Raw genomic sequence first — 24,126 nt, 5'->3', positions numbered from 1 at the left:
ATCCCTTTCTAGTGGGCCACGGCTGCGGCGCCGTGTTCGTCGATGAGGTGGCCGGTCTCGAAGCGCTCAATGCTGAATCCTGCATTGAGTTCGTGCGGCTCGTCGTTGGCAATGGTGTGGGCGAAGGTGAAACCGGCGCCCGGTGTGCCCTTGAACCCGCCGGTGCCCCAGCCGCAGTTCACGTACAGCTGGTCGATCGGGGTCTTGGAGACGATCGGCGAGGCGTCCATGGTGGTGTCCACGATGCCGCCCCAGGTGCGCAGCACGTGGGCCCGTCCGAAGATCGGGAAGAGCTCCACGGCAGCTGCCATCTGCTCCTCGATCACGTGGAAGGCGCCGCGCTGGCCGTAGCCGTTGTAGGTGTCGATGCCCGCGCCCATGACCAGTTCGCCCTTGTGCGCCTGGGAAACGTAGACGTGGACGTGGTTGGACATCACGACGGTCGGGTGGACCGGCTCGTGCAGTTCGGATACCAGTGCCTGCAGCGGGTGCGACTGGATTGGCAGATCGAAGCCGGCCTGCTCGGCCAGCACCGAGGAGTGCCCGGCGCCGCACAATGCGACCTTGCCGGCATTGATGGTCCCGCGGTTGGTCTTCACCCCGGTGACCCGGTTGCCGTCCTTGATGAAGCCGGTGACTTCGCAGTTCTGGATGATGTCGACACCCATTTCGTCGCACTTGCGGGCGAAGGCCCAGGCGACGTGGTCGTGCTTGGCGATGCCGGCACGCGGCTGGTAGGTGGCACCCATGACCGGGTACCGGATGTCGTCACCGATGTTGATGATCGGGCACAGTTCCTTGACCTGCTCGGGGGTGATCCATTCGGCGTCGACGCCGTTGAGCTGGTTGGCCCCGACACGGCGCATGGATTCGCGGACGTCGCCCAGGGTGTGGGCGAGGTTCATGACCCCGCGCTGGGAGAAGAGGAAATCGTATTCCAGTTCCTCGGGGAGCTGCTCCCAGAGTTTCAGGGACTTCTCGTACATGCCAGCGGATTCGTCCCAGAGGTAGTTGGAGCGAATGATGGTGGTGTTGCGGGCCATGTTGCCGCCGGCAAGCCAGCCGCGCTCCAGGACCGCGATGTTGGTCATGCCGTGGTTTTTGGCCAGGTAGTAGGCGGTGGCCAGGCCGTGCCCGCCGCCGCCGACGATGATTGCATCGTAGGACGGCTTGGGGTCCGGGTTGTGCCAGAGGAACTCCGGGTGCTCGGGGAGGATGTCAGCCATGTTCTTATGCTCCAATCGGGGCGAGATTCGGGTACAGCGGGTGGGCGTTGGCCAGGGCGGTGACGCGGTCCTTCAGGGCCGCGAGGGTGTCCTGGTTGTTTTCCGTGGTGCCGGCGATCAGGGTCTCGGCGATGATGTCCGCGACCTCCACGAAGGCGGCTTCGGAGAAGCCGCGGGTGGCCAGTGCCGGGGTGCCGATGCGCAGCCCGGAGGTGACCATCGGCGGGCGCGGGTCAAAGGGGACCGCGTTGCGGTTCACGGTGATCTCAACCTTGGCCAACAGGTCTTCGCCCTGCTGGCCGTCCAGCTCCGAGTTGCGCAAATCCACCAGCACCAGGTGCACGTCGGTGCCGCCGGTGAGCACGGAAATGCCCTTGGCTGCCACGTCCGGCGCGGTGAGGCGCTCGGCCAGGATCTTGGCCCCGGCAATGGTGCGTGCCTGGCGTTCGCGGAACTCCTCGGTCGCGGCGATCTTGAACGCGACGGCCTTGCCGGCGATCACGTGCTCCAGCGGGCCGCCCTGCTGCCCGGGGAACACCGCGGAGTTGATCTTCTTGGCGATGTCCGCATCGTTGGTGAGGATGATCCCGCCGCGCGGACCGGCCAGGGTCTTGTGCGTGGTGGAGGAGACCACGTGGGCGTGCGGCACCGGGGAAGGATGCAGGCCGGCGGCGACCAGGCCCGCAATGTGGGCCATGTCGACGAACAGGTACGCGCCGACCTTGTCGGCGATTTCGCGGAAGCGCTCGAAGTCAAGTTCGCGCGGGTAGGCGGACCATCCGGCCACGATCATCTTGGGCTGGTGCTCGATGGCCAGGGCCTCGACCTTGTCCATGTCGATGACCAGGGAGTCCTCCTCAACACCGTACGGGACGATGTTGTACAGGCGGCCGGAGAAGTTGATCTTCATCCCGTGGGTCAGGTGCCCACCGTGGGCCAGGTTCAACCCCATGATGGTGTCGCCCGGGCGGATCAACGCGTGCATCACCGAGGCGTTGGCCTGCGCGCCGGAGTGCGGCTGCACGTTGGCGAACGCCGCGCCGAACAGGGCCTTGACGCGTTCGATGGCCAGGGTTTCGACGACGTCGACCTCCTCGCAGCCGCCGTAGTAGCGCTTGCCAGGGTAGCCCTCGGCGTACTTGTTGGTCAGCACCGAGCCCTGCGCCTGCATCACGGCCAGGGCCGTGTGGTTCTCCGAGGCGATCATCTCCAGGCCGCGCTGCTGGCGGGCCAGCTCCGCGTCGATGCGCTGCGCGATCTCCGGATCCAGGGTGGCAATGCTTTCAGTCAACGTCGACTCGACAAGCGTGGTGTTCGTGGCCGTCATCCAGTATTCACTCCTTGAAGTACAAGTTGTTGCTGATTGATATATCAGAACTACACACAATGTTATGATGAGGATCACACGGTGTCAACAGCCGCCTGAAATGAGTCGCCATGCCGGTCGAACTAAGGTTGATCGGCGACAGCAAGGAGAAAATCACATGAGCGCAGTCTCCGTAGGCCCGGGGTTGCTGGCCGAGCCCATTTCACTGGCCGAACAGTCCTACCGGGACATCCGGGACCGGTTGATCATGCTGGATATCCACCCCGGGGAACCCATCAATGACGGGCAGCTCGCGCTTGAGCTGGGGGTCGGGCGCACCCCGGTGCGCGAGGCGCTCAAGCGCCTGGAAATAGACCACCTGGTCATCTCCTATCCGCGTCGCGGAACCTTTGCCACGATCGTGGATATCACCGAGCTGGCCGACGTCTCTGAACTGCGCCGTTCGCTCGAACCCCTGGCCGCCCGCAAGGCGGCGCTCAGTGCCTCTGACGCTGATCGTGACGCACTGCGTGACCTGGCCCGTGATATCGAACGACTGGGGGACAAGAAGGTCGACAAGCGTGGGCTGATGCAATATGACCTCAGTGTCCACCGGCTGATCTATCGCGCGGCGGGGAACCCCCACCTCGAGGAAACGCTGATTCGCCTGGACAACCTGGCCACGCGCATCTGGTGCCTGGTACTGGACAAGGTGCCATCGGTGGCCGGACACATTGAGGAGCATGTGGAGCTGCTCGATGCCATCGTGGAGGGGGACTCGGAAGCGGCCGAGGCCATGGCGCTGGCGCATATCGTCAGTTTTGAACAGACCATTCGCGCCGTTCTATAGCCAAAGGTGTGCCGCGTCATCCCTCCTGCCCGCGGTTGATCCGAGGGGTAACCCACCGGCGGCCAAGCCGTGTGATCCCGCACAAGGTGGTCTCATCGCTTCCCAAGGTCCAGCGTGGCCACCATCGTCGTTCAGCGCGGCTTCGTAGCAGGAAACGGAAATGGCGTCGGCGGAAAACGACGGTCCCCGCTGTGCCACCGGGGATACACTGAATCGGCGGCACGCCTAGAGAAGCTGAACGGGGAAATCTGGGCCAATTTACCGTCAAGCACCGTTCGACCTGGATTCGCATCGCGTCAAGCCGGAGGTTCAGGCAGCAGATTGCTGCGGTGAAACGCTGGGTCGAACTCATGGCAGAGGCCGGCGCGACAAATAGGCCTCGGCAATGGGCTCCCAGCAGATTCCGGGTGCTTTGAAATCCTGGGCCTTGGAGAAAGTTCGGAAACCAGGCCAAGAAGCTGGCATTGCGGCCTCGTGGTGAAATGGTGTTCCCAAGGTTTGCTCCCGCCCGCCGGTCATCGGTGCGCAGGTCGGCTCCCGCGCTGAGTTCCAGGTTGTGCCACGTTCCGCGGCACACCATCCCTGGGGCATTCCTGAAACCGCGCCTGACGCCCCAGCTATCCCGCGCGAGGCAGACGTGGTGCCCCTGCCTTGGCGCTGCCCGATGCTTTCGAAGAAGTGCTTGGCGGGACGACCGCTGGCGCGGAGAACTTCCCGCAAGCCATTTTCCCTGCATGCGCTGTTGAGCTTCCACGACGTCGATTTCATGGATGGATCTACGCGGGTGTCTGGAAAATCGCGATGGAGATTCCTGTCGGTTCAGGTCTTTCCGTCGGGTCCCGGTCCTGCGAAGAATTTCCTCACCGACGCTGCATCGACCTTCAGGGTCGACAGGCAGCGTGGGTCAGGAGACTTCGGTTGCCCCCTGGTGGACCCCGCCTGGCTCATGGTCGATGCACGTGCACCGAATGCGAGGTCCCTTGTTCGGAATAATTCCCGTGGCACTCGGCCCGGTCGTGCGTCGCACAGGTTCGACTCGTCGGTCTCGGCTTTGTGGGGCGTGCCCCGGATTGGTCCATCGTGCGTTGCTTCTGGTGGACCACGTCGTGGTGGCGCTTCGTCATGGGTTCACCTGGGCGGCATCGAAGTCGGAAGAGAAGACGACCAGCATGGAAGGACACTCGAGCTTGAGGAGGCCAAAACGGGTCATCAACGTCTTTCGGACTGGAATTTTGGCGCCTGCCAAGAGCAGCTTTGGCCTCGTCGCCGGGGCCAACGGAGTGGCCCGTGGAACGTTGGTCCGAGGCGTGTGGATATTCGACGCAGCACGGTCGGAAAGCTTCGACGGAAATATTTTTGTTTGTGCTCCAGCTTGTTGTCGCAGCCGCCGCCATGGGCGAAACCTGCTGCTCGGATCCCGGCCGCTGGCGCGAGCCGTTTGGAGATTGAAGCCACCGCGATAAAATCATGCCACAGGCCGAGGCATTCTCTGTCGGGCGGACTGCGAGAAAGTGTCCCGGGGGCATAGGAGTCCGCCTCGGGCGGGACACGAGGGACTTGCCGGAAGGGCGAGACCCTCACCCCATCGAGGGACAGCGGACACCGGAACACCTTCGAAGGCCAAAGCCCCTCAAGGGTGTCCAGCATCCGCTACTTATCTGCTGTCAGGTTCATGGTTGCCAGACGAGTTGCAAGATGCAAGGCCGCGAGGCGCGACGAGCCGCGCGGGTCACCGCCCATGAGGTCGAAAATCTTGGTCAGACGTTTGTGCAGCGTCTGACGCTCCATGAACAAGGACGCTGCCGTGGCGGTGGAATTGCAGCCGGATGTAAGCCAGGCATCGAGGGTCTTTACGAGGTCGCCGCCACGCACCGCATCGTGGGCGATCAGGTCCGCAAGGATTTCACGGATATAGCGTTCCGCGTACTTCGGTTTCAGTTCACGCACACAGAGGCGTTCCAACCAGGCATCCTCAGAATCCCGAAGCACGCCGGTACTCGGAACTGGCAGCGCAAGCCGTTCGGTCAGCAAGGCCTCGCGCAATGACCAAGATGCCTGTGTGGCATCCGTTGCCCACGGACCCATGGTGCCCTGCACGGCCACGGGCAGGACGTCCTTGCGCATGCCCTCCAATATCCTTCGGCGCTCCTGGGCAGGTGAGATGCCCTTGACCGGGACCAAGGCGTAGAGGTGTTCGGCGTTGAGATAGGTTTTGATGGAGGGGCTGTTGCGCCGCAAGATGCGTTCCAGCGCGCTGCGAACCCGGCCAAGTTCGACGCCGCGAAACACCAGCATGGCCACGGGCGTGCCTGGTTCAAGGCCAACCTGCGCGCACATATCCCTGATTTCGCGGGCCCCGGCATCGCGGAGAATGGCCTGCATGAGAGCCGAATCGGCAATTTGCGTTCGGGTCGGACGGTGGTGCTGGGCCAGGGCCAGGGCCAGGATGCTTCCGAGACGCTCGGCAACCGTGGCCAGTAGCTCCTGTTCGGTTGAGTGCCGTCCATGCAAGTGAAGCCTCGCAGCGACCACATCGCCGAAATAGATGTCTGTTATGACTTCTGTTTCGGTTTCTTCTTCCAGAAGGTCGCCACTCCTTGCCAGAGTGATGCCCTCCATATCTGCCATTGATGCGTTTACCTCCATCCTTTGGGCGATGAGCGCCAAGAGCGGAACCAAGTCGGGCCCCGAAGTGGCAATCCGGTGTGCCATTTGCTGCGATATTGCGTCGGCGCGCTGCAACGCCATGGCCTGGGCAGAAACGATTTCGCGGTTGATGGTCTCGGCCAACTCGACGAAGGGAACCGTGACGCGGAGTTCGATCAACGGCAGCCCCGCATCATCGGCGGCTCGAATGAGTTCGGGGGACAGCGCCTTGTTTGGGTCAGCGATCTCTACCACCAAGGCGGCAACGTTCCGCTCCGCTAGACTGCGCGCGTAGTGGATCTGCGCCTCGGGCCGAAGGGCCAGCAACGTCTGCCCGCCGCTGAGTAGCAACTCTTCCCCCCGTAACAGGGGTGCGATTTCCAAAACCTCGCTGGAGTGTACCCAGCGGACCTTGCTGGTCTCGACGTTTGCTGCCCCCGCCACGACCCGCGGGCTGGCCTTCAGGAACAGGGGTGTGGCCAGAATGTCTTTGAGGTTCAGCAGCATGGAGGGTTCCTCGTGACCGGCGATGACGATCTGTCGTTTTCTTAATCGGATAAATATACATTTTGAGTATACGGGGTGGCGCGGATCACTTTTACGCTTAACGGGTAGGTTCCTGTAGTACCCTCGCAGCCAAGAAAGCAAACAAATGAGTAGAAATGTAGCAAGTTCGTCAGAGGCGGTGACCCATGAAGTCGAAGACTCCCTGCAGCCGATTCCCGAGTCCGCCAGAACAACCAAGCTGTCCGGGCAGTTTTGGATCTGGGCGGGGGCCAACGTTGCCCCCATCAACTGGATCCTTGGGGCGCTAGGAATCCACCTAGGCTTGGGCCTCGCCGACACATTGACGGTCCTGATTGCCGGCAACGTGATTGGCATGCTGGGCTTCGGCTTCTTCGTCATCTTGGGCCAGAAGACCGGCGCAACCGGAATGTTGCTGGCACGAGGCGCATTCGGCCGAAGGGGCGCGTACCTGCCGGCCGCCATCCAGGCGGTCATAGCCATTGGCTGGTCGGCGGTCAACACCTGGGTCATCCTCGACTTGATCATGGCACTGTTTGGCATGATCGGATGGGTCGATCCTACGGCCAGCAACATCGGCTGGCGCATTGCCACCGCGGCAGTCATCATGAGCATCCAGGTGGCGATTTGCTACCGTGGCTACAAGGCCATCGCCCGCTTCGAACGCATCACGATGCCACCAACCATCATTGTATTGATTGCCATGTCGATCCTCGCTTGGACGCAGCTGGATATCGATTGGAGCTACCAGGGCCCGGTCGGCGAAGTGCTCACCGGCATGCCGCGCATCGCGGCGATGTCCTCGATCATGACCGCTATTGGAATCGGCTGGGGGATCGGCTGGTTCACCTACGCTCCGGATTACTCCCGTTTCGTTTCCAAGCGCATCAAGCCGCACAAACTCTACATTGTCAGCGTCTTGGGGCAGTTCCTCCCCGTTGTGTGGCTGGGGATCCTTGGCGCCAGCCTTGCCACCAAGAACGGCACCGCCGATCCAGGGCAGCTGATTGTTGAAAGCTTCGGGACCCTATCCATACCGGTGATTCTCTTGGTCATCCACGGACCAATCGCCACCAACATCATCAATATGTACACCTTTGGCGTCGCCACACAGGCCCTCGACATCAATGTCTCCCGCAAGAAGCTGTCCATTGCCGTCGGGGTCTTGTCCATGGCCGCGGTCATTGCCTTCCTTTTCGCTACCGACTTCGCTGAGGTCCTGCACAACTGGATCATTGCGATTGCCGCCTGGGTGGCCACGTGGGGCGGAATCATGGCTGTGCACTACTTCGTCTTTGAGAGGCGCCACAAGGACTTCTCCTACCTCTTCCTTGACCCGAAGTCGACGAAGCTCAAGGCCTTTAACCCCGCGGCGTTCCTTGCCTTCGCCGGCGGCATCTTCATGACCTGGATGTGCATGTACGGTTCGATTCCGGAGCTGCAGGGCCCCATTGCAACAGCGGTTGGCGGGATCGACTTCTCCTGGCTGGCGGGCACCGCCACCAGTGCGGGCATCTACTACGCACTGGGATACGGTCGATTCAACACGCGCATCGAGCAAGGTGTGCCTTTGGGGCTGAAACTGGACTACTCCGACGCGCAATTCATCCGTGAGCACGGTAGCGCCGAGTTTTTGCTTGCCGAACAGCGCATCGGTGACGTGGCGGCGACCGGAGACTTGCCTCCTGCTGAGATGCCCCCACTAGACAGGCACAAGACCGACCATTAGCCATGCATGACTCTGTGGGCCCGCGGCGATAACCTTCGCCGCGGGCCCAACCCCATGTGGAGTGGCCCGCGGTGCATTACCGAGACTTGTCATAAAGGACGAATCACGAAAAACCCTTGACCGTGAGCCAGGTCACTGTCATGATATATGCAACGAAGTTGCGTTAACTGCAACTACTTGGCGAAGGCCTCAAGCACGGAACATCGGGTGATCCGACAGGGAATCGCCTCCTCCCACGAATGCAAGGAGCACTAGATGAGATCGGTCTTTCTGGAAGAGATTGATGCGGAGAGCTATGCAAACTATCTGGCGCAATCCCACGCCACGGTGATCATTCCCGCGGGAGCCACGGAGCAGCACGGGCCGCACATGCCGCTGGGTGTCGACGCGATGCTTTCGCGCGCGATTGCCGGTGCCGTCGCCACGAGGCTGGGGGCTTTGGTTGCCCCGACGCTGGCCTACGGTTACAAGTCGCAACCGCGCTCCGGAGGCGGAAACCACCGGATCGGCACCACGAGCCTGAGCGGGGCCACCGTCACGGGCCAGGTCGAGGACATTTCCCGGTCGTTCATGGGTCAGGGATTCAACAACGTGGTGATCCTCAACGGACACTTCGAGAACTACCAGTTCATTTATGAGGGCCTGGAGATCGCCGTTGGCCGTGCCCGGGAATCGGGTTCCGAGGCGCGTGCGATGCTGCTGTCCTATTGGGACTTCGTTGACGAGGGCACCCTGGAGAGGGTCTTCCCCGACGGGTTCCTTGGCTGGGACATCGAGCACGGGGGCGTCCTGGAGACTTCACTGATGTTGCTGCTACACCCGGAGAAAGTCGATATGTCCCGTGCCCTGAGCCATCCGCCGGCGCAGCTAAAACCCTATGACATCTTCCCCGAAGATCCCGCACGCACCCCGGACAGCGGATGCCTGTCATCGCCGGTGGGTGCCAGTGCCGAACGCGGACAGCTCTTGCTAGATGCAGTCGTCAATGGCGTGGCTCGCGCCATCGAAGCCGAATACTCGCTGCCCGTGGCAGCACTGGAGGTGAAGTGATGTCGGTCGACAACCCAAACGACACCCGGGTCCAGCAAAACAAGGTGGCGCCAGATCCCGTTGAGGTCCCGAGGTTCATGGGGAGGAACATTCCGTCGGTGGACCGGCTGCTCATCAAGATCATCCCGCCGGTGCTGATTGCCGTGGTGATCCTTTTGGTGATACTCAATCCCGAGGGCGCGGCAAACGTCATCTCCGACATGCGCACCTTTGTCACCGGCAAGTTCACCTGGCTGTTCATCCTGTATTCGGTCATTGCGGTAGTTGTATGCATCTGGCTCGCCACCAGCCGGGTCGGCAAGATCCGTCTGGGGGGACCGAAATCCAAGCCGGAGCACAGCAAGTTCGCTTGGTATTCCATGCTCTTCGCTTGCGGGCAGGGCATTGGCCTGATTTTCTGGTCGGTGGCCGAGCCGATCATGCTTCGCGAGGAGAACCCCGTCATTCCCGTCGGTGACGCGGGCCCGGCAGAAGGCGCCATGGTCTGGTCCTACTTCCACTGGGGACTCACCGCCTGGGCCATGTACTGCGTGGTGGCGGTCTGCCTGGCCTACTCGCACCATAACCTGGGCAAGACCCTGACGTTCCGCGAGGCAACTGTCGACATCCTGCCCAAGTGGGCGCAGCGCGGTGCCGGTGTTATCGTGGAATTGCTGGCGATCATCGCCACGGTGCTGGGCCTGGCAACCTCCTTCGGGTTCGCCGCCATGCAATTCAGCTCCGGAATCACTTCGTTCACTGGCCTGGTTTCCAGCCCGGTGACCTGGCTGATCGTGATCCTCGCTTTGGGTTCGCTGACCGCGGTCTCGGCATTCTTCGGCATCAACAAGGGCATGCGACGCGTCAGTGAAACCAACTCGATTCTCAGCATCGTGCTGGTCATAGCCGTGTTCGTCTTCGGCCCGACGTTGTTCATCATCTCCAACCTGTCCCAGACCTTCGGCTCGTTCTTTACCAACTTCATCCCGATGAGCTTCTGGACCGACGTTTCGACCACGGCCCAACCGCTGGAATCCTGGCAGGACAGCTGGAACGGCTGGTGGACCGTATTCATCTGGTGCTGGGTCATCGCCTTCTCGCCGTTCGTGGCTGGATTCATTGCCCGTATTTCCCGCGGGCGCACGATCCGCGAATTCGTCATCGGCGTGACAGTGATTCCGTCGCTGATCGTGATGATCTGGATCGGAGTGATCGGGTCCTCTGCCATCTACTACGATGACAAGTCCGGCGGGGGAGTTTCCTCCTCGGTGGCAGAGGAGACCTCCAGCGGGCTGTTCGTGATGCTCCAGTCCATCCCCGTGGTCGGTGGCCTGCTGCTGGTGGTGGCCACGGTCCTGGTGGCCACCTACTATGTAACCTCCTTGGACTCGGGTACCTACGCGTTGGCGGAATTCGTCTCCTCGCCCAAGAAATCCGGTCCGGGGTTCCGTGTGGTCTTGGTGGCCAGCATCGCCGCTGTCACCATCGTCCTGCTGACGCTGGGCGGAACCGCGGTGGTCGACACGGTGCAAACCGGCACCATCATCGGTGCCTTCCCGTTCTCCTTCGTGATCTTGTTGATGATTGCCAATCTCATCCGCCGGCTCATCAAGCGAGACAAGAGCATCCGGCGGCTGGAAAAGGAAGTCAACGATCCCAGCCCGACCAAGCGCGTGGAATTCCTGCCCAGCGGGGAGGCCGTGCTGGTCAGCGAATCGGGGCCAGGGGTCGCGTCGGAGACGGATCCTTCCGGGCGCGGCTAACCGCAGCATTTCTCGCTAAGAGGGTGCCGAAGGCCCCGGCGGACCGCAGATCCTGCGGTCCGCCGGGGCCTTCGGCGTGCACTGCATCCGCTGGGCTGGCACCCGGTTGGCCGCAGGGAACCAGCATGAGGAATCATTTGCATTTACCGTGACCGGATGCCGTAGCTCGATCGAGCGGTAGCCCATGCCAAGTACGGCGGCGTGGTCCAGGTCCACCCTGCGCACCAGAAGTCGCAGGCGGCACACCGCGCTCATTCCGGAGAGCCTCTCTCCTGAGTGTTTGCAGGCCGGGGATTGTTCCGGCAGAAAGGGGCAGGTGCCCGGCATCGACAGGTTGGAATGCATCGCGGCCAGCATGTGGCCGTTGGGTTGGGAGCTCCAGTGGACGGAGAACCGCGGTTGCAGGCCCACCGTACTGGGCGACCCGGAAGCGCGGCTGGGCAAGTGGAAACAACCCAAGGCAAGGCCCAAGGCAGGCGCGGACCGTGGGGCTGTTGCAGCCATGTTGCTGAGTGTGTCCGCCGGATTCGGCGTGTCCTGCCGCGCCCCGGAATCGATTTCGCCTTCGAGAGCGTCTCTCTTCATGGCCTTGGAGGGGATAGGTGGGACACTGTCCGCTGCGCTTGCCCGGCCCAAGGGGGCGACGGGAGTGTCTGGCACGGGCTACCCTGCTGCGGGAGCGACGGCAGGATTTTCGCGACGCCACGATGGTATTGACTTTATACCCTGTGGCGAGCCCCTCAGTGCAGGGTAGCCACGACCCTGGAAGCTGCAGAACATGTGCCTGCGATCGGACGGGTAGCCGCCTGGGTGGCCGGGATCGCATCCGGGGTTTCCCCGCAACGAATCCCGTGCCCGTAATTTTTTCTAATGGTTGTGGCAAGCGTGGAGCTGGCTGCCAGGGGTGACCCACATGAGCCGGGCGTGAATCGGAACTTTTCTGACCTGCCCGATGACAATGTCTTTCCCGTCACTTGTCATTAGGTGTCCCGTCGGTCCGTCGCGGGCTTTGCAAGCGCTCGCGGCCGCAGAGGCAGGCCTATGTTGTTGTGCCGGGTCCTTGCGTGACGACCCTGGGAGGCATTTCTGCATGTCGTGGCGACCGGGGCCGGCAGCTTCCTTGGTTGGGCCAGGCGCGAAGATGCTATTCGTCGGGGACGCTGCCTTTTTCAGTCGGACGCCGTAGCCGCGGCGAGCCTCATTGTCCCTGATCAGGGGTCGTCCCGGTGTTGACCATCTTGGGTCCAGGGTATCGGTCAACTCGGCTCCGGGCAGTGGGGCGCGTTCCCCGCGATGCATTTACCCGGGGTCCGGTCGCGGTGGGCCTGGTGGTGCGCTGGACCCCTTCGTGAAGTGAGTGTGACGCGAGGAGGTCGAAGCCCTTGACAGTGATGCAGGGCACAAATACAGTTGGTGCAACGGCGTTGCAGGCAATGCAACTCAAAAACATTTCTGGTGGTTCAAAAATGATTCAGCGCAAAAACTCCGCGGGCGGCAGTGGTGTCCACGCGGATTCTGCCACGAGTACGCTCACCATCGACTCGGGACTCCAATCGGGCGGACCGGGTCCCGCCGGCATCGACAGCAAGACGCGCAACAAGGTCGTTGCCGCAAGCTTCATCGGCAATTTCGTGGAATGGTTCGACTATGCGGTCTACGGTTACCTCGCTGTCACCATCACTGCGGTCTTCTTCCCCGAGTCCGACCCGACGACGGGCTTGATGCTCACTTTCGCGCTCTTCGCGGTGTCGTTCTTCGTCCGCCCGCTGGGCGGATTCGTCTGGGGACACCTGGGAGACAAGATCGGGCGGCGCGAAGCGCTTTCCTGGTCGATCCTGATCATGTCGGCCGCAACATTTTGCATGGCCTTCATCCCTTCCTACAACACCATCGGCATCTGGGCCCCGATCCTGCTGCTGATCATCCGCGTCGTCCAGGGCTTCTCCGCGTCGGGCGAATACGCCGGCGCCACGGCCTTCCTGGTCGAATACGCCCCGGCCAACCGACGCGGCCTCTACGCCGCCGTCGTCCCGGCCAGCACCGCCACGGGCCTGTTGCTGGGCTCGCTCATGGCTGCAGTGCTTACCGGTTTGCTGGATGCGGGGCAGATGGAATCGTGGGGCTGGCGGCTGCCGTTCCTGCTGGCCGCTCCCATGGGCCTGATCGGCCGCTACATCCGCACCAGGCTCGAGGAATCTCCGGTCTTCACCGAGCTGGCGAAGCAGGAGACGGCCGAGGCGACCCCGGTAAGCTCGCTGTTCAAGAACCATTGGCGCCAGCTCATCCAGGCTATCGGCGCGGTGTTGCTGAACGCGGTGGGTTTCTACGTCATCCTCAGCTACATGCCCACCTACCTGTCGAAGGAGCTCGGTCTGGCGGAGGCGGCCTCCTATGCGGCGACCACCGTGGCCCTGGCCACCTACATCGGCTTCATCTTCGTCACCGGCATGCTTTCGGACAAGTACGGCCGCAAGAAGGTGTTGATGACGGCGTCGATCCTCTTCGTGCTGCTCACGGTTCCGGCTTTCATGCTGCTGGACACCGGCAACTTCCTGGTCATCGTGTTCGTGCAGATCCTGCTTGGAGGCATGCTCAGCCTCAACGACGGCACCCTGCCCAGCTATCTGGCCGAGATGTTCCCGACCCGGGTCCGCTACTCCGGGTTCGCCGTGTCCTTCAACCTCTCCAACGCGCTGTTCGGCGGCACCGCCCCGTTCGTGGCCACCGTGCTGATCGCCACCTCCGGATCCCTGCTGGCCCCCGGCTGGTACCTCATGGCGGCCGCAGTGATCTCCCTGGTCGCCGTGGCGCTCTCGGCGGAAACCAGCAAGAAGCCACTGGCCTAGGCCACACCAAACTTCCTTCCCAAACAACAATCACAAAAAACTCATCCAAGGAGTCAAACATGTCGAACACCACCGCTGGCGCAACCCAGATTTCCGAGCTCGAGCGCCTGAAGACCCTGCACAACGGCACCAAGCAGCAGCTGACCTTCTCGGACGCCGAGTTCGAGCGCCGCCTTTCCGGCCTGCGCCGGATCATGGCCGCCAAGGAACTCGACGCGGTCATCCTGACCAGCTACCACGGCATCAAGTACTACTCCGATTTCCTCTACACCACCTTCGGCCGCAACTACGCACTGGTGGTCACCGCCGACAGCTCGACCACCATCACCGCGAACATCGACGCCGGCATGCCGTGGCGCACCAGCTACGGCGACAACATCGTCTACACCGACTGGAAGCGCGACAACTTCTACTACGGCCTGCAGGAGGCCCTGAAGCGCAACGGCGTGAAGGCCGCGCGCCTCGGCGTCGAAGACGACGCCCTGCCGCTGCTGACCCGCCAGGCCATCGCCGCCACCTTCGACGGCGCGACCCTGGTCGATGTCTCGCAGGATGCCATGCGCCAGCGCATGATCAAGTCCGCCGAAGAGATCGAGGTCATCAAGCACGGCGCCCGCATCGGCGACCTCGGCGGCGAGGCCATCAAGGCAGCCATCCGCGAAGGCATCACCGAGTACGAGGTGGCCCTGATCGGCACCGAGGCCATGGTCCACGAGATCGCCAAGACCTTCCCGCACCGCGAGGTGCGCGACACCTGGGTCTGGTTCCAGTCCGGCATCAACACCGACGGTGCCCACAACTGGGCCACCACCCGCAAGCTGGAGCGCGGGGACATCCTCTCGCTGAACTGCTTCCCGATGACCAGCGGTTACTACACCGCCCTGGAGCGCACCTTGTTCCTCGGCGAGCCCGATGCCCGCTCGCTGCAGGTGTGGAACGCCAACGTCGAGGTGCACAAGCGCGGCCTGGAACTGATCAAGCCCGGTGCGGTCTGCAAGGACATCGCCGCGGAGCTCAATGAGATCTTCATCGGGCACGGCCTGCTGCCCAACCGCACCTTCGGCTACGGCCACTCCTTCGGAGTGCTCTCGCACTACTACGGCCGCGAGGCGGGCCTGGAGCTGCGCGAGGACATCGACACGGTCCTGGAGCCGGGCATGGTGGTCTCCATGGAGCCGATGGTCACCATCGCCGACGGCGAGCCGGGTGCCGGTGGCTACCGCGAGCACGACATCCTGGTCATCGGCGAGGACGGCGGCGTGGAGAACATCACCAAGTTCGGCTTCGGCCCGGAGAACAACATCATCGATGCCTAGCCTCGAACTGGCATGATGGGGCGGTGGGATGCATGCGTGCAACCCACCGCCCTTTGCCATGCGCCCGGCATGGGAATTTGCTTGCAGGCGAAAGTCCTTTGACGCAGAAGATGATTCAACTCCTGTCCAATGGCAACCTCGTCAACTCGAATTGGGACGGGAAGGATGCCGGGGCCTGAACCCCGCGCCGAGGAACATCAACCGCTGTGAGGCCCGACCGGGAGATTGGCCTTCCCCCGGGGGGTGAGCTCGTCACAGTATTTTTCCGAAGCAACCACTACCAGCGCTGAAGCCGGCCGACAGCGGCCATGGCCATCTCATTGAAGAGGTGCGGTCGAGTGGTCTGTCGGCCCATCGTCGCGCTTCCTCATGGGTTTCCCGTGGGCGTTCACATGCTTGCACGCAGCCACCTCTGCGCCATGTTCGCGGCCTGCTCCGGTGAGCTCATCGACACCAAGTGGTTCCCCGCCTCCAGCGCCGGAACCAGCCGCGCCGCTGACTGGGCGTCCCGCGCACCGTCCCCGCCTTCGCTGCGCGCCGGATCGAAGAGTTAGGCTCCTACGGCCCTCGCCGGTGCCGTGGCCTCCGAGGGGTGCCCGGTCTTCAAGGCGGCATGTATGGATGCCCGGACGTACCCCGGCGTCGAACAAGTCGAAATCGATGCCCAGGGGCCGTCGGGGCGTGCTCCCGCTGGATATCAAGCAATTGCGCCGCCCACGGCAGGCTGGCGACGTTGGTGCGGTCCTTGGTGCCTGTACTTGATTCGATGACCAATGAACTCACCTGGGATGTGAATGCGTTGACCGCGCTGGTACGTCTCAACGAGCCTGGCCTGGACGCCTGCGAGGCCCTGAGCGCCGCGCAGATTGCCGAGGTGTCCCGGTGGCGTGCCCGCGACGAGGAGCCGGTGCTCTCGGTGGCCAGTGCCGAAGTCGTCCGGCTGGCGAAGCGGATCGGTGAGCTCGACAAGGACCTGGCCGGCAACAACACGCGGATCACCGAACCGGTCAAGGTCATCGAGGCCGCACCGCTGCCTGGGATGAAGGGCTTCGGCGTCGTCACGGCCGCCACCTGCCTGGCCATTTGATCCCACGAAGGCCGGGTGCCTGCGGAGGCCGAAGCCGATCCCGGCCTCATCGGGCAGGGTCTGCCTCGGACGACACTGGTTCACCGAGTTACTTTCTGCCTGGGCACTGGGAGCCGCATGGCTGGTCCCGGTCCCCACCGTCCACCGTCCTTATCGGATCGGCCGACGACACGGATACCCTGGCGGGAAGTCTGGAATTCCCCGGACGCCCCGCGGCAACGCGTCCTCGGCGCCCTCGTGGCGTGCGGGTACCGGTCTATCCATCCGGTGATGGTGCCGGCACTGCAGTGAAGCCTCCCGTGCGCAGCATTGGAGCCGAAATGAGCGGGCAGGTCTGCGTCAGGGTCCTCGGACGCGACCGGGGGTTGGGCGGGTATCGGAGGCTGCTTGTTTGGGTGGGGGCGTTTCTGGAAAGATGCCCACGTAAAAGCTTGACGTGAGGACCGTCACACGGAGATACTAGTGCAATCGAGTTGCAATCAGTGCAACTCCTGTTCATTCTGGTGGTAGCCCAATGAATCAGAGCAACAACACTCCAACCGGCGAATTTCCCGAGAAGCATGCCGGTGCGACCTCGCACGCAGCAAGAAGGGGTGTGGACCTGGGCCCCACGCTCAGCGGCCAGGAACGTCCCCACCCCGGCGGGGTCGGCAAGAAGACCCGTCAAAAGGTCATCGCCGCAAGCTTCATCGGCAACTTCGTCGAGTGGTTCGACTATGCGGTCTACGGCTACCTGGCGGTCACCATCACCGCGGTCTTCTTCCCCGACTCCGACCCGGCCACCGGCTTGATGCTCACCTTCGCTCTTTTCGCTGTCTCTTTCTTCGTCCGTCCGTTGGGTGGATTCGTCTGGGGGCACCTGGGTGACAAGATCGGTCGTCGAACAGCTTTGTCTTGGTCGATCCTGATCATGTCGATGGCCACGTTCTGCATCGCCTTGATCCCTTCCTACGACACCATCGGCGTCTGGGCCCCGATCCTGCTGCTGATCATCCGCGTGGTCCAAGGATTTTCGGCTTCCGGGGAATATGCGGGGGCTTCGGCCTTCCTGGTCGAATACGCCCCGGCCAACCGCCGCGGCCTCTACGCGGCAGTGGTTCCGGCCAGCACCGCCACCGGCCTGTTGCTGGGCTCACTGCTCGCGGCGCTCTTGACCGGATTGTTGGATGCCGAGCAAATGCAGTCGTGGGGCTGGCGACTGCCGTTCCTGCTGGCAGCACCCATGGGCCTGATCGGTCGCTATATCCGGACCAAGCTTGAGGATTCCCCGGTTTTCAAGGAACTTGCCAATGAAGACAATGTCATCAAGGCACCCGTCAAGACGCTGTTCACGAACCACTGGCGCCAGCTCATCCAGGCGGTCGGCGCGGTGTTGCTGAACGCGGTGGGCTTCTACGTCATCCTCAGCTACATGCCCACCTACCTGTCCCAGGAACTGGGCTTGGACGAAACCGCATCCTACGTGGCGACCACCGTGGCCCTGACGACCTACATCGGCTTCATTTTCCTCACCGGCATGCTCTCGGACCACTTCGGACGCAAAAAGGTCCTCTTGAGCGCCTCGATCTCCTTCGTGGTGCTCACGGTTCCTGCTTTCATGCTTCTGGACACCGGCAACTTCCTGGTCATCGTGCTCGTGCAGATCCTGCTTGGAGGCATGCTCACCCTCAACGACGGCACGCTGCCGAGCTACCTGGCCGAGATGTTCCCCACCAGGGTCCGCTACACCGGGTTCGCCGTGTCCTTCAACCTCTCCAACGCCCTGTTCGGCGGCACCGCCCCGTTCGTGGCCACCGTGCTGATCGCCACCTCTGGCAGCGTCCTGGCTCCTGCCTGGTACTTGATGGCCGCCGCAGTGATCTCGCTGGTCGCCGTGGCGCTCTCGGCGGAAACCAGCAAGAAGGCCCTGGCCTGACGGCCGGCACCCATTCGCATATCCACCCACCCCGCAATGCCCCAGCCATAAGGACACCATCATGACCGATACCCCGGCCAATGCAACCAACGTTTCCGAGCTTGAGCGCCTCAAGACCCTGCACAACGGCACCAAGCAGCAGCTGACCTTCTCCGACGCCGAGTTCGAGCGCCGCCTTTCCGGCCTGCGCCGGATCATGGCCGCCAAGGAACTCGACGCGGTCATCCTGACCAGCTACCACGGCATCAAGTACTACTCCGATTTCCTCTACACCACCTTCGGCCGCAACTACGCACTGGTGGTCACCGCCGACAGCTCGACCACCATCACCGCGAACATCGACGCCGGCATGCCGTGGCGCACCAGCTACGGCGACAACATCGTCTACACCGACTGGAAGCGCGACAACTTCTACTACGGCCTGCAGGAGGCCCTGAAGCGCAACGGCGTGAAGGCCGCGCGCCTCGGCGTCGAAGACGACGCCCTGCCGCTGCTGACCCGCCAGGCCATCGCCGCCACCTTCGACGGCGCGACCCTGGTCGATGTCTCGCAGGATGCCATGCGCCAGCGCATGATCAAGTCCGCCGAAGAGATCGAGGTCATCAAGCACGGCGCCCGCATCGGCGACCTCGGCGGCGAGGCCATCAAGGCAGCCATCCGCGAAGGCATCACCGAGTACGAGGTGGCCCTGATCGGCACCGAGGCCATGGTCCACGAGATCGCCAAGACCTTCCCGCACCGCGAGGTGCGCGACACCTGGGTCTGGTTCCAGTCCGGCATCAACACCGACGGTGCCCACAACTGGGCCACCACCCGCAAGCTGGAGCGCGGGGACATCCTCTCGCTGAACTGCTTCCCGATGACCAGCGGTTACTACACCGCCCTGGAGCGCACCTTGTTCCTCGGCGAGCCCGATGCCCGCTCGCTGCAGGTGTGGAACGCCAACGTCGAGGTGCACAAGCGCGGCCTGGAACTGATCAAGCCCGGAGCGGTCTGCAAGGACATCGCCGCGGAGCTCAACGAGATCTTCATCGGCCACGGACTGCTGCCCAACCGCACCTTCGGCTACGGCCACTCCTTCGGCGTGCTCTCGCACTACTACGGCCGCGAGGCGGGCCTGGAGCTGCGCGAGGACATCGACACGGTCCTGGAGCCGGGCATGGTGGTCTCCATGGAGCCGATGGTCACCATCGCCGACGGCGAGCCGGGTGCCGGTGGCTACCGCGAGCACGACATCCTGGTCATCGGCGAGGACGGCGGCGTGGAGAACATCACCAAGTTCGGCTTCGGCCCGGAGAACAACATCATCGATGCCTAGCCTCGAACTGGCATGATGGGGCGGTGGGATGCATGCGTGCACCCCACCGCCCTTTCCGCTACGCAGTCATTTCTGCATCCGACGAAGAATCGAGCCCCACGCCATGATCCTGGACGAACACGACCGCGCCGGATACGCCACCGCCCTTGAACAAGCCCGTCTGGGTGCAGGCGAGGGCGGGGTGCCCATCGGATCGAGCATCTTCGAGAACGGCGTGATGCTGGGGGCCGGGCGCAACCGCCGCGTGCAAAACGGGGATCCGACGGCGCACGCGGAAATCGATGCGCTGCGCAATGCCGGACGCCGTGCCTCCTACGCCGGGACCACCCTGTATTCCACGCTGGCGCCCTGCGCCATGTGCTCCGGATCGATCATCCTCTTCGGCATCCGGCGTGTCGTGGTCGGGGAGGAGAGGACCTTCCCCGGGGAACTCGAGCTGCTGCGGTCCCGCGGCGTGGAGGTCGTGGTCATCGACGATCCCCGGGCCACCGCACTGATGGAAGAGTTCACCACCCGGAACCCGGGACTGTGGAACGAAGACATCGGCGTCGACGAGGCGCAGTAGCGTACAACTGTGAACGCATCCACCAACACACCATCCACCGGAGGAATCCCCATGGTTGCCCAAACGACCGAAACCCCCGCCGCGGAACCGCGCGGCGCCTCGGTCATTGTCAACGTCGTCGACGTGCTGCGCTGCTTCACCGTGGAGCACCCGGTGCTGGGCGTCACCGAGATCGCGGCGCAGGTGGGACTGCACAAATCCAGCGTCTCGCGCATCCTGGCCACCCTGGAGCAGGAACGCATCGTGGCCCGCGACGAGGCCACCCGCAAGTACTCCCTGGGCCTGGGACTCATCGCGGTGGCCGGGCCGCTGCTGGCCAACCTCGACGTGCGCCGGGTGTCCTTCCCCTTCCTGAACGAGTTGGCGCTGGGCACCGGTGAGACCGCGGTGCTGACCATCTGGGACGGGCTCGAATCCGTCTCGGTCGAACAGATCCCCAGCCTCCACCAGGTCAAGCACACCTCGGCCATGGGCAGCCGCTACAACACCGCGCTCAGTGCCTCGGTGCAGGTCTTCCTGGCCCATGAGGAAGCGGGGCGCGCGGCGGCGCTGCTGGAATCCGGGGCCGTGGTGCTGCCCCAGAACACCGCCCGCGCCCGCGCCGACTACCTCACGCGACTCGAGGCCGTGCGCCGCCGCGGCTATGCGGCCAACCACGGGGAGACCTCGCCCGACGAGGTGGGGGTGGCCGCCCCGATCTTCGACCACCGCGGCGCGGTGGTCGCCAGCGCCATGATCGCCGCCCCGTACTACCGGGTCTCCGAGGAACAACTCCAGCAGCTCGGTGCCGCCTGCATGCGGAACGCACGGCAAATCAGCCTTCGCCTGGGCGCCCAGGTGACCTAGGGACGGGAACCTGTCATGTTTGAACCACGTGGTGCGCACACCTTCGACTACTCGCTGCACGAAGGCACGCCGACGCGCATGCAATTCCACTTTGCCGACTCCATGGCCATGCCGGTGGCCATCCAGACCTGGGAACTGGACCCCGGGGGACACGAGGGCATGCACTCCCACGACCCGGAAACGATCGCGCTGGAGGAGTTCTACCTGGTGCTCGAGGGCACCGCGCGGATGCAGGTCGGGGCCGAGCACCACCAGCTGCGTGCCGGGGACAGCGTCCTGGCCCCGGCCGGCGTGGAGCACGATCTGCGCAACACCGGGGACGGCGTGCTGCGCGTCCTGGTGGTCTGGGGCGAAGCCGGGCACAAGGACTTCTCCTCGTTCGGGTCCCTGGCCGGGGCGCTGGCGGCCCGGGGCACGAAGCCCTGAATCACGGCGCCCGGTGCGCTCCGGCGGCGCCCGGGCGCCGGATGTCTTCCATGTCCGCGAGCCACCCATCGAGCAGCGCGCCGGTTTGCCCGGGCTGGTCCAGGTGCGCGTTGTGGCCGGCCTCCTCGAGCACCGATACCGTGCAGTTGCCATAGCGCCCCGCCAGCGCCAGCTGGTCCTCGAACCCCACCACGTGGTCCTGGCGGCCCGCGATGAGAAGCACGGGTCCGCCGAATGACGACACCCGATCCTCGGGTTCGACGGCCAACGGGTAGTTCCCGGCTATCCGGCCGACGGCCCTGCGGTCAAAGGCGCGCAGTCCCGGAAGCGCGCAATCGCGGAAGCGCTCCCAGTTCCCGCGGGACTGGATGACCGCCAGCTCCGCGTAGTCCGTCGCGTCCGCCGGGTCCAAGGATGCCAACAGGTGCGGGTCGGCGTGCAGGATCCTCCGGGGCGGCAGTGTGCGGCGGGACTTCTCGGCCACGACCACCGGGCACAGCAGCCCCAGGCCCATGACCCGGTGGCCAAATTCGGCCACCAGGTGGCGGGCAAGCATTCCGCCAAACGAATTGCCCAGGACCGCGAAGTGCTGGCCTCCAAGATTTTCGCGGACGAAGTCCACCACGGCCTCGGCGACCGCGTCGGAGCTGCGGATCTGCGGCCCTGCAACGGAACGGCCCATTCCCGGCAGATCGAGGTAGATCCGTCGCCATGTGCCCCGCGCGGCAAGCACCGGGTCGAGCCCGAGCAGCAGCCGGTGGTCCACGCACAGTCCGTGGATCATGAGGATCGGTGTTCCGGAGCCAAACTCGACAAAGTGCACCCCTGCACGCTAGCAGCCCGCCGGGCAGGCCGGGGCGTCGCGCTATGCGGGGACCGGGGCGTGCATCGGGGTTTCCATGAGCCGGTAGTACACCGAAACCTGTATTCATGGTTCCGTGTATCGGGCGCGGCTTGCGCTGCGACCGGTGTGGTCCGGACCACTTCGGCGATAGTGTGGATCCATGTCGAACACCCCGCATTCGCAACACTTCGATGTCATCGTCGTCGGCGCCGGCCTGGCCGGGCTCGTCGCCGCCACCGAAGTCACGGCGGCCGGAGCGCGCGTGCTGCTGCTGGACCAGGAACCCGAGACGAACCTCGGGGCCCAGGCACATTGGAGCTTCGGCGGCATCTTCCTGGTCGATTCGCCGGAACAGCGCCGGCTGGGCATCAAGGACTCCGAGGACCTGGCCCTGCAGGACTGGGAGAACACCGCGGGCTTCGACCGTGCCGAGGACGACTGGGCGCGCAAATGGGCGCGGGCCTACGTGAGGTGGGCTGCCGGCGGCAAGCGCGAATGGCTGCACCAACGTGGCATCCGCTTCTTCCCCGTGGTCGGATGGGCCGAACGCGGCGGGGCCGGTGCCCAGGGCCCGGGCAACTCCGTGCCGCGCTTCCACATCACCTGGGGCACCGGGCCCGGCTTGCTCGAGCCCTTCATCCGGGCCGCCCGCACGGCCGAGGCCAAGGGCCAGCTGACGATGCTCTGGCGCCACCGGCTCGACGAGCTGGACACCGAAAACGGAGCCGTCACCGGGGTGAGAGGCACGGTGCTGGAACCAGACCCGTCACCTCGGGGCATGGCCAGCAACCGCATCAAGGCCGGGGACTTCGAGTACTTCGCCCCGGCGGTTGTTATCGCCACCGGCGGCATCGGGGGAAACCTGGGCAAGGTGCGCGCCGCGTGGCCGCAGCGGCTGGGAACCCCTCCCGAAGCCATGGTGTCCGGGGTGCCCGCCCACGTGGACGGGCGTGGCCTGGACATCGCGCAAAGGGCCGGCGCGCGGCTGGTCAACGAGGACCGGATGTGGCACTACACCGAGGGCATCGCCAACTGGAACCCCGTCTGGGAGAACCACGGGATCCGCATCCTGCCCGGACCCAGCTCGCTGTGGCTGGACGCAACCGGCAAGCGGCTGCCCGATCCGCTGTGGCCGGGCTTCGACACCCTGGGCACCCTGGAGCATCTGCGCGCCACCGGGCACGACCACAGCTGGTTCATCCTGAACCGGCGCATCATCGGGAAGGAATTCGCGCTTTCCGGATCGGAACAGAACCCGGACCTCACCGGCAAGGACATCCGTGCGGTGCTGGCACGGGCCCGCGTGGATGTTCCCGGTCCGGTCCAGGCGTTCCTGGACCACGGGGAAGACTTTCTCCAGGCGTCGACGATCGACGAACTGGTGGCCAAGATGAACCGGCTCACCGGCTCCGGCCTCCTGGATCCCGTCAAGGTGGCAGAGGTCCTCAAGGCCCGGGACTCGGCGGTGGCAAACCCCTTCGGCAAGGACGGACAGATCGCGGCCATCACCTCGGCCAGGAAGTACCTGGGCGACAAGCTGGTCCGCAGCGTCAAGCCGCACCGGATCACCGATCCCCAGGCCGGTCCGCTGGTTGCGGTGCGGCTGAGGATCCTGACGCGCAAGTCGCTCGGAGGCATCCAGACCGACCTGGATTCGCGGGTGCTGGACGCTGCGGGGAACCGGGTCGCCGGGCTCTACGCGGCGGGCGAAGCCGCGGGATTCGGCGGCGGGGGATACCACGGCTACCGTGCGCTGGAGGGAACGTTCCTGGGCGGATGCCTCTTCAGCGGAAGGGCTGCCGGCCGGCATGCAGCAGCGGCCCAGGCGCGGGCATGGGTCGAGCCACCAACATCCCCTTGAAGGTGCTGGGAGCCGGTGGCTCGAGGGT

General features: G+C 64.1%; 18 protein-coding genes. 14 read left to right on the top strand and 4 right to left on the bottom strand.

Features of this window, described 5'->3' with window-relative positions; translation table 11 throughout:
- Nucleotides 1-8 precede the first annotated feature (8 nt).
- Entirely contained in the window at nt 9-1,226 is a 1,218-nt protein-coding gene (locus DQ353_RS10575; protein WP_113762728.1) for a sarcosine oxidase subunit beta family protein, read from the bottom strand.
- A 4-nt stretch (nt 1,227-1,230) separates the two neighbouring features.
- On the bottom strand, nt 1,231-2,553 hold the full coding sequence (gene glyA, locus DQ353_RS10570) for a serine hydroxymethyltransferase (protein WP_113762727.1): 1,323 nt from the start codon (nt 2,551-2,553) through the stop codon (nt 1,231-1,233).
- Nucleotides 2,554-2,710: 157 nt separating this feature from the next.
- Here glyA and DQ353_RS10565 point away from each other — a divergent pair, with 157 nt between their 5' ends.
- A complete protein-coding gene (locus DQ353_RS10565) occupies nt 2,711-3,382 on the top strand; it encodes a GntR family transcriptional regulator (RefSeq protein WP_113762726.1) in 672 nt (223 codons plus the stop codon).
- Between the two features lie 1,650 nt (nt 3,383-5,032).
- On the opposite strand, the gene DQ353_RS10560 is transcribed toward DQ353_RS10565, so the two are convergent.
- Nucleotides 5,033-6,535, bottom strand: coding sequence for a PucR family transcriptional regulator (locus DQ353_RS10560; RefSeq protein ID WP_113762725.1), 1,503 nt, complete (start codon nt 6,533-6,535; stop codon nt 5,033-5,035).
- A 145-nt stretch (nt 6,536-6,680) separates the two neighbouring features.
- Between DQ353_RS10560 and DQ353_RS10555 the strand changes: the two genes are divergently transcribed.
- The 12 genes from DQ353_RS10555 (at nt 6,681) to DQ353_RS10505 (ending at nt 21,393) form a co-directional block, all read left to right on the top strand.
- Nucleotides 6,681-8,282 (top strand): purine-cytosine permease family protein, encoded by a 1,602-nt coding sequence (locus DQ353_RS10555; RefSeq protein ID WP_113762724.1) that lies wholly within the window; start codon nt 6,681-6,683, stop codon nt 8,280-8,282.
- A 255-nt stretch (nt 8,283-8,537) separates the two neighbouring features.
- Nucleotides 8,538-9,332, top strand: a complete 795-nt coding sequence (locus tag DQ353_RS10550) for a creatininase (RefSeq protein WP_113762723.1) — start codon at nt 8,538-8,540, stop codon at nt 9,330-9,332.
- Between the two features lie 77 nt (nt 9,333-9,409).
- Nucleotides 9,410-11,074, top strand: a complete 1,665-nt coding sequence (locus DQ353_RS10545) for a BCCT family transporter (protein WP_286166746.1) — start codon at nt 9,410-9,412, stop codon at nt 11,072-11,074.
- Nucleotides 11,075-12,540: 1,466 nt separating this feature from the next.
- Nucleotides 12,541-13,920, top strand: coding sequence for an MFS transporter (locus DQ353_RS10540; RefSeq protein WP_113762721.1), 1,380 nt, complete (start codon nt 12,541-12,543; stop codon nt 13,918-13,920).
- Between the two features lie 59 nt (nt 13,921-13,979).
- The gene (locus tag DQ353_RS10535) at nt 13,980-15,236 is read left to right on the top strand and encodes an aminopeptidase P family protein (protein ID WP_113762720.1); all 1,257 of its coding nucleotides are present in this window, start codon (nt 13,980-13,982) and stop codon (nt 15,234-15,236) included.
- Between the two features lie 392 nt (nt 15,237-15,628).
- Nucleotides 15,629-15,790: a hypothetical protein gene (locus DQ353_RS21655; protein WP_181578334.1), complete on the top strand. Its 162-nt coding sequence runs from the start codon at nt 15,629-15,631 to the stop codon at nt 15,788-15,790.
- 212 nt (nt 15,791-16,002) lie between these two features.
- Nucleotides 16,003-16,323: a hypothetical protein gene (locus DQ353_RS10530; protein WP_113762719.1), complete on the top strand. Its 321-nt coding sequence runs from the start codon at nt 16,003-16,005 to the stop codon at nt 16,321-16,323.
- A 514-nt stretch (nt 16,324-16,837) separates the two neighbouring features.
- Nucleotides 16,838-18,238, top strand: a complete 1,401-nt coding sequence (locus tag DQ353_RS10525; RefSeq protein ID WP_286166745.1) for an MFS transporter — start codon at nt 16,838-16,840, stop codon at nt 18,236-18,238.
- A gap of 61 nt (nt 18,239-18,299) precedes the next feature.
- On the top strand, nt 18,300-19,556 hold the full coding sequence (locus DQ353_RS10520) for an aminopeptidase P family protein (protein WP_113762718.1): 1,257 nt from the start codon (nt 18,300-18,302) through the stop codon (nt 19,554-19,556).
- Nucleotides 19,557-19,659: 103 nt separating this feature from the next.
- Entirely contained in the window at nt 19,660-20,121 is a 462-nt protein-coding gene (locus DQ353_RS10515) for a nucleoside deaminase (RefSeq protein WP_113762717.1), read from the top strand.
- Nucleotides 20,122-20,172: 51 nt separating this feature from the next.
- Nucleotides 20,173-20,967, top strand: a complete 795-nt coding sequence (locus DQ353_RS10510; RefSeq protein ID WP_113762716.1) for an IclR family transcriptional regulator — start codon at nt 20,173-20,175, stop codon at nt 20,965-20,967.
- Nucleotides 20,968-20,982: 15 nt separating this feature from the next.
- On the top strand, nt 20,983-21,393 hold the full coding sequence (locus DQ353_RS10505; RefSeq protein WP_113762715.1) for a cupin domain-containing protein: 411 nt from the start codon (nt 20,983-20,985) through the stop codon (nt 21,391-21,393).
- Between the two features lies 1 nt (nt 21,394).
- On the opposite strand, the gene DQ353_RS10500 is transcribed toward DQ353_RS10505, so the two are convergent.
- Nucleotides 21,395-22,216: an alpha/beta fold hydrolase gene (locus DQ353_RS10500; protein ID WP_113762714.1), complete on the bottom strand. Its 822-nt coding sequence runs from the start codon at nt 22,214-22,216 to the stop codon at nt 21,395-21,397.
- Nucleotides 22,217-22,397: 181 nt separating this feature from the next.
- On the opposite strand from DQ353_RS10500, the gene DQ353_RS10495 reads away from it, so the two are divergent.
- Nucleotides 22,398-24,098, top strand: a complete 1,701-nt coding sequence (locus DQ353_RS10495) for an FAD-binding dehydrogenase (protein ID WP_113762713.1) — start codon at nt 22,398-22,400, stop codon at nt 24,096-24,098.
- Nucleotides 24,099-24,126 lie beyond the last annotated feature (28 nt).

This window comes from Arthrobacter sp. AQ5-05 (assembly GCF_003287975.1).
In the GTDB taxonomy this organism is placed as follows: domain Bacteria; phylum Actinomycetota; class Actinomycetes; order Actinomycetales; family Micrococcaceae; genus Paeniglutamicibacter.
Note: the sequence above shows the minus strand (reverse complement) of the source record. Positions and strands in the feature narration are given on the sequence as shown.

What these genes read in the sequence shown, in the direction of transcription:
- DQ353_RS10545 (WP_286166746.1), top strand. Translation starts at nt 9,410, where the DNA reads ATGGGGAGGAACATTCCGTCGGTGGACCGGCTGCTCATCAAGATCATC.
- DQ353_RS10565 (WP_113762726.1), top strand. Translation starts at nt 2,711, where the DNA reads ATGAGCGCAGTCTCCGTAGGCCCGGGGTTGCTGGCCGAGCCCATTTCA.
- DQ353_RS10575 (WP_113762728.1), bottom strand. Translation starts at nt 1,226, where the DNA reads ATGGCTGACATCCTCCCCGAGCACCCGGAGTTCCTCTGGCACAACCCG.
- DQ353_RS10505 (WP_113762715.1), top strand. Translation starts at nt 20,983, where the DNA reads ATGTTTGAACCACGTGGTGCGCACACCTTCGACTACTCGCTGCACGAA.
- DQ353_RS10510 (WP_113762716.1), top strand. Translation starts at nt 20,173, where the DNA reads ATGGTTGCCCAAACGACCGAAACCCCCGCCGCGGAACCGCGCGGCGCC.
- DQ353_RS10555 (WP_113762724.1), top strand. Translation starts at nt 6,681, where the DNA reads ATGAGTAGAAATGTAGCAAGTTCGTCAGAGGCGGTGACCCATGAAGTC.
- DQ353_RS10530 (WP_113762719.1), top strand. Translation starts at nt 16,003, where the DNA reads ATGACCAATGAACTCACCTGGGATGTGAATGCGTTGACCGCGCTGGTA.
- DQ353_RS10535 (WP_113762720.1), top strand. Translation starts at nt 13,980, where the DNA reads ATGTCGAACACCACCGCTGGCGCAACCCAGATTTCCGAGCTCGAGCGC.
- DQ353_RS10495 (WP_113762713.1), top strand. Translation starts at nt 22,398, where the DNA reads ATGTCGAACACCCCGCATTCGCAACACTTCGATGTCATCGTCGTCGGC.
- DQ353_RS10520 (WP_113762718.1), top strand. Translation starts at nt 18,300, where the DNA reads ATGACCGATACCCCGGCCAATGCAACCAACGTTTCCGAGCTTGAGCGC.
- DQ353_RS10515 (WP_113762717.1), top strand. Translation starts at nt 19,660, where the DNA reads ATGATCCTGGACGAACACGACCGCGCCGGATACGCCACCGCCCTTGAA.
- DQ353_RS21655 (WP_181578334.1), top strand. Translation starts at nt 15,629, where the DNA reads ATGCTTGCACGCAGCCACCTCTGCGCCATGTTCGCGGCCTGCTCCGGT.
- DQ353_RS10560 (WP_113762725.1), bottom strand. Translation starts at nt 6,535, where the DNA reads ATGCTGCTGAACCTCAAAGACATTCTGGCCACACCCCTGTTCCTGAAG.
- DQ353_RS10550 (WP_113762723.1), top strand. Translation starts at nt 8,538, where the DNA reads ATGAGATCGGTCTTTCTGGAAGAGATTGATGCGGAGAGCTATGCAAAC.
- glyA (WP_113762727.1), bottom strand. Translation starts at nt 2,553, where the DNA reads ATGACGGCCACGAACACCACGCTTGTCGAGTCGACGTTGACTGAAAGC.
- DQ353_RS10525 (WP_286166745.1), top strand. Translation starts at nt 16,838, where the DNA reads ATGAATCAGAGCAACAACACTCCAACCGGCGAATTTCCCGAGAAGCAT.
- DQ353_RS10540 (WP_113762721.1), top strand. Translation starts at nt 12,541, where the DNA reads ATGATTCAGCGCAAAAACTCCGCGGGCGGCAGTGGTGTCCACGCGGAT.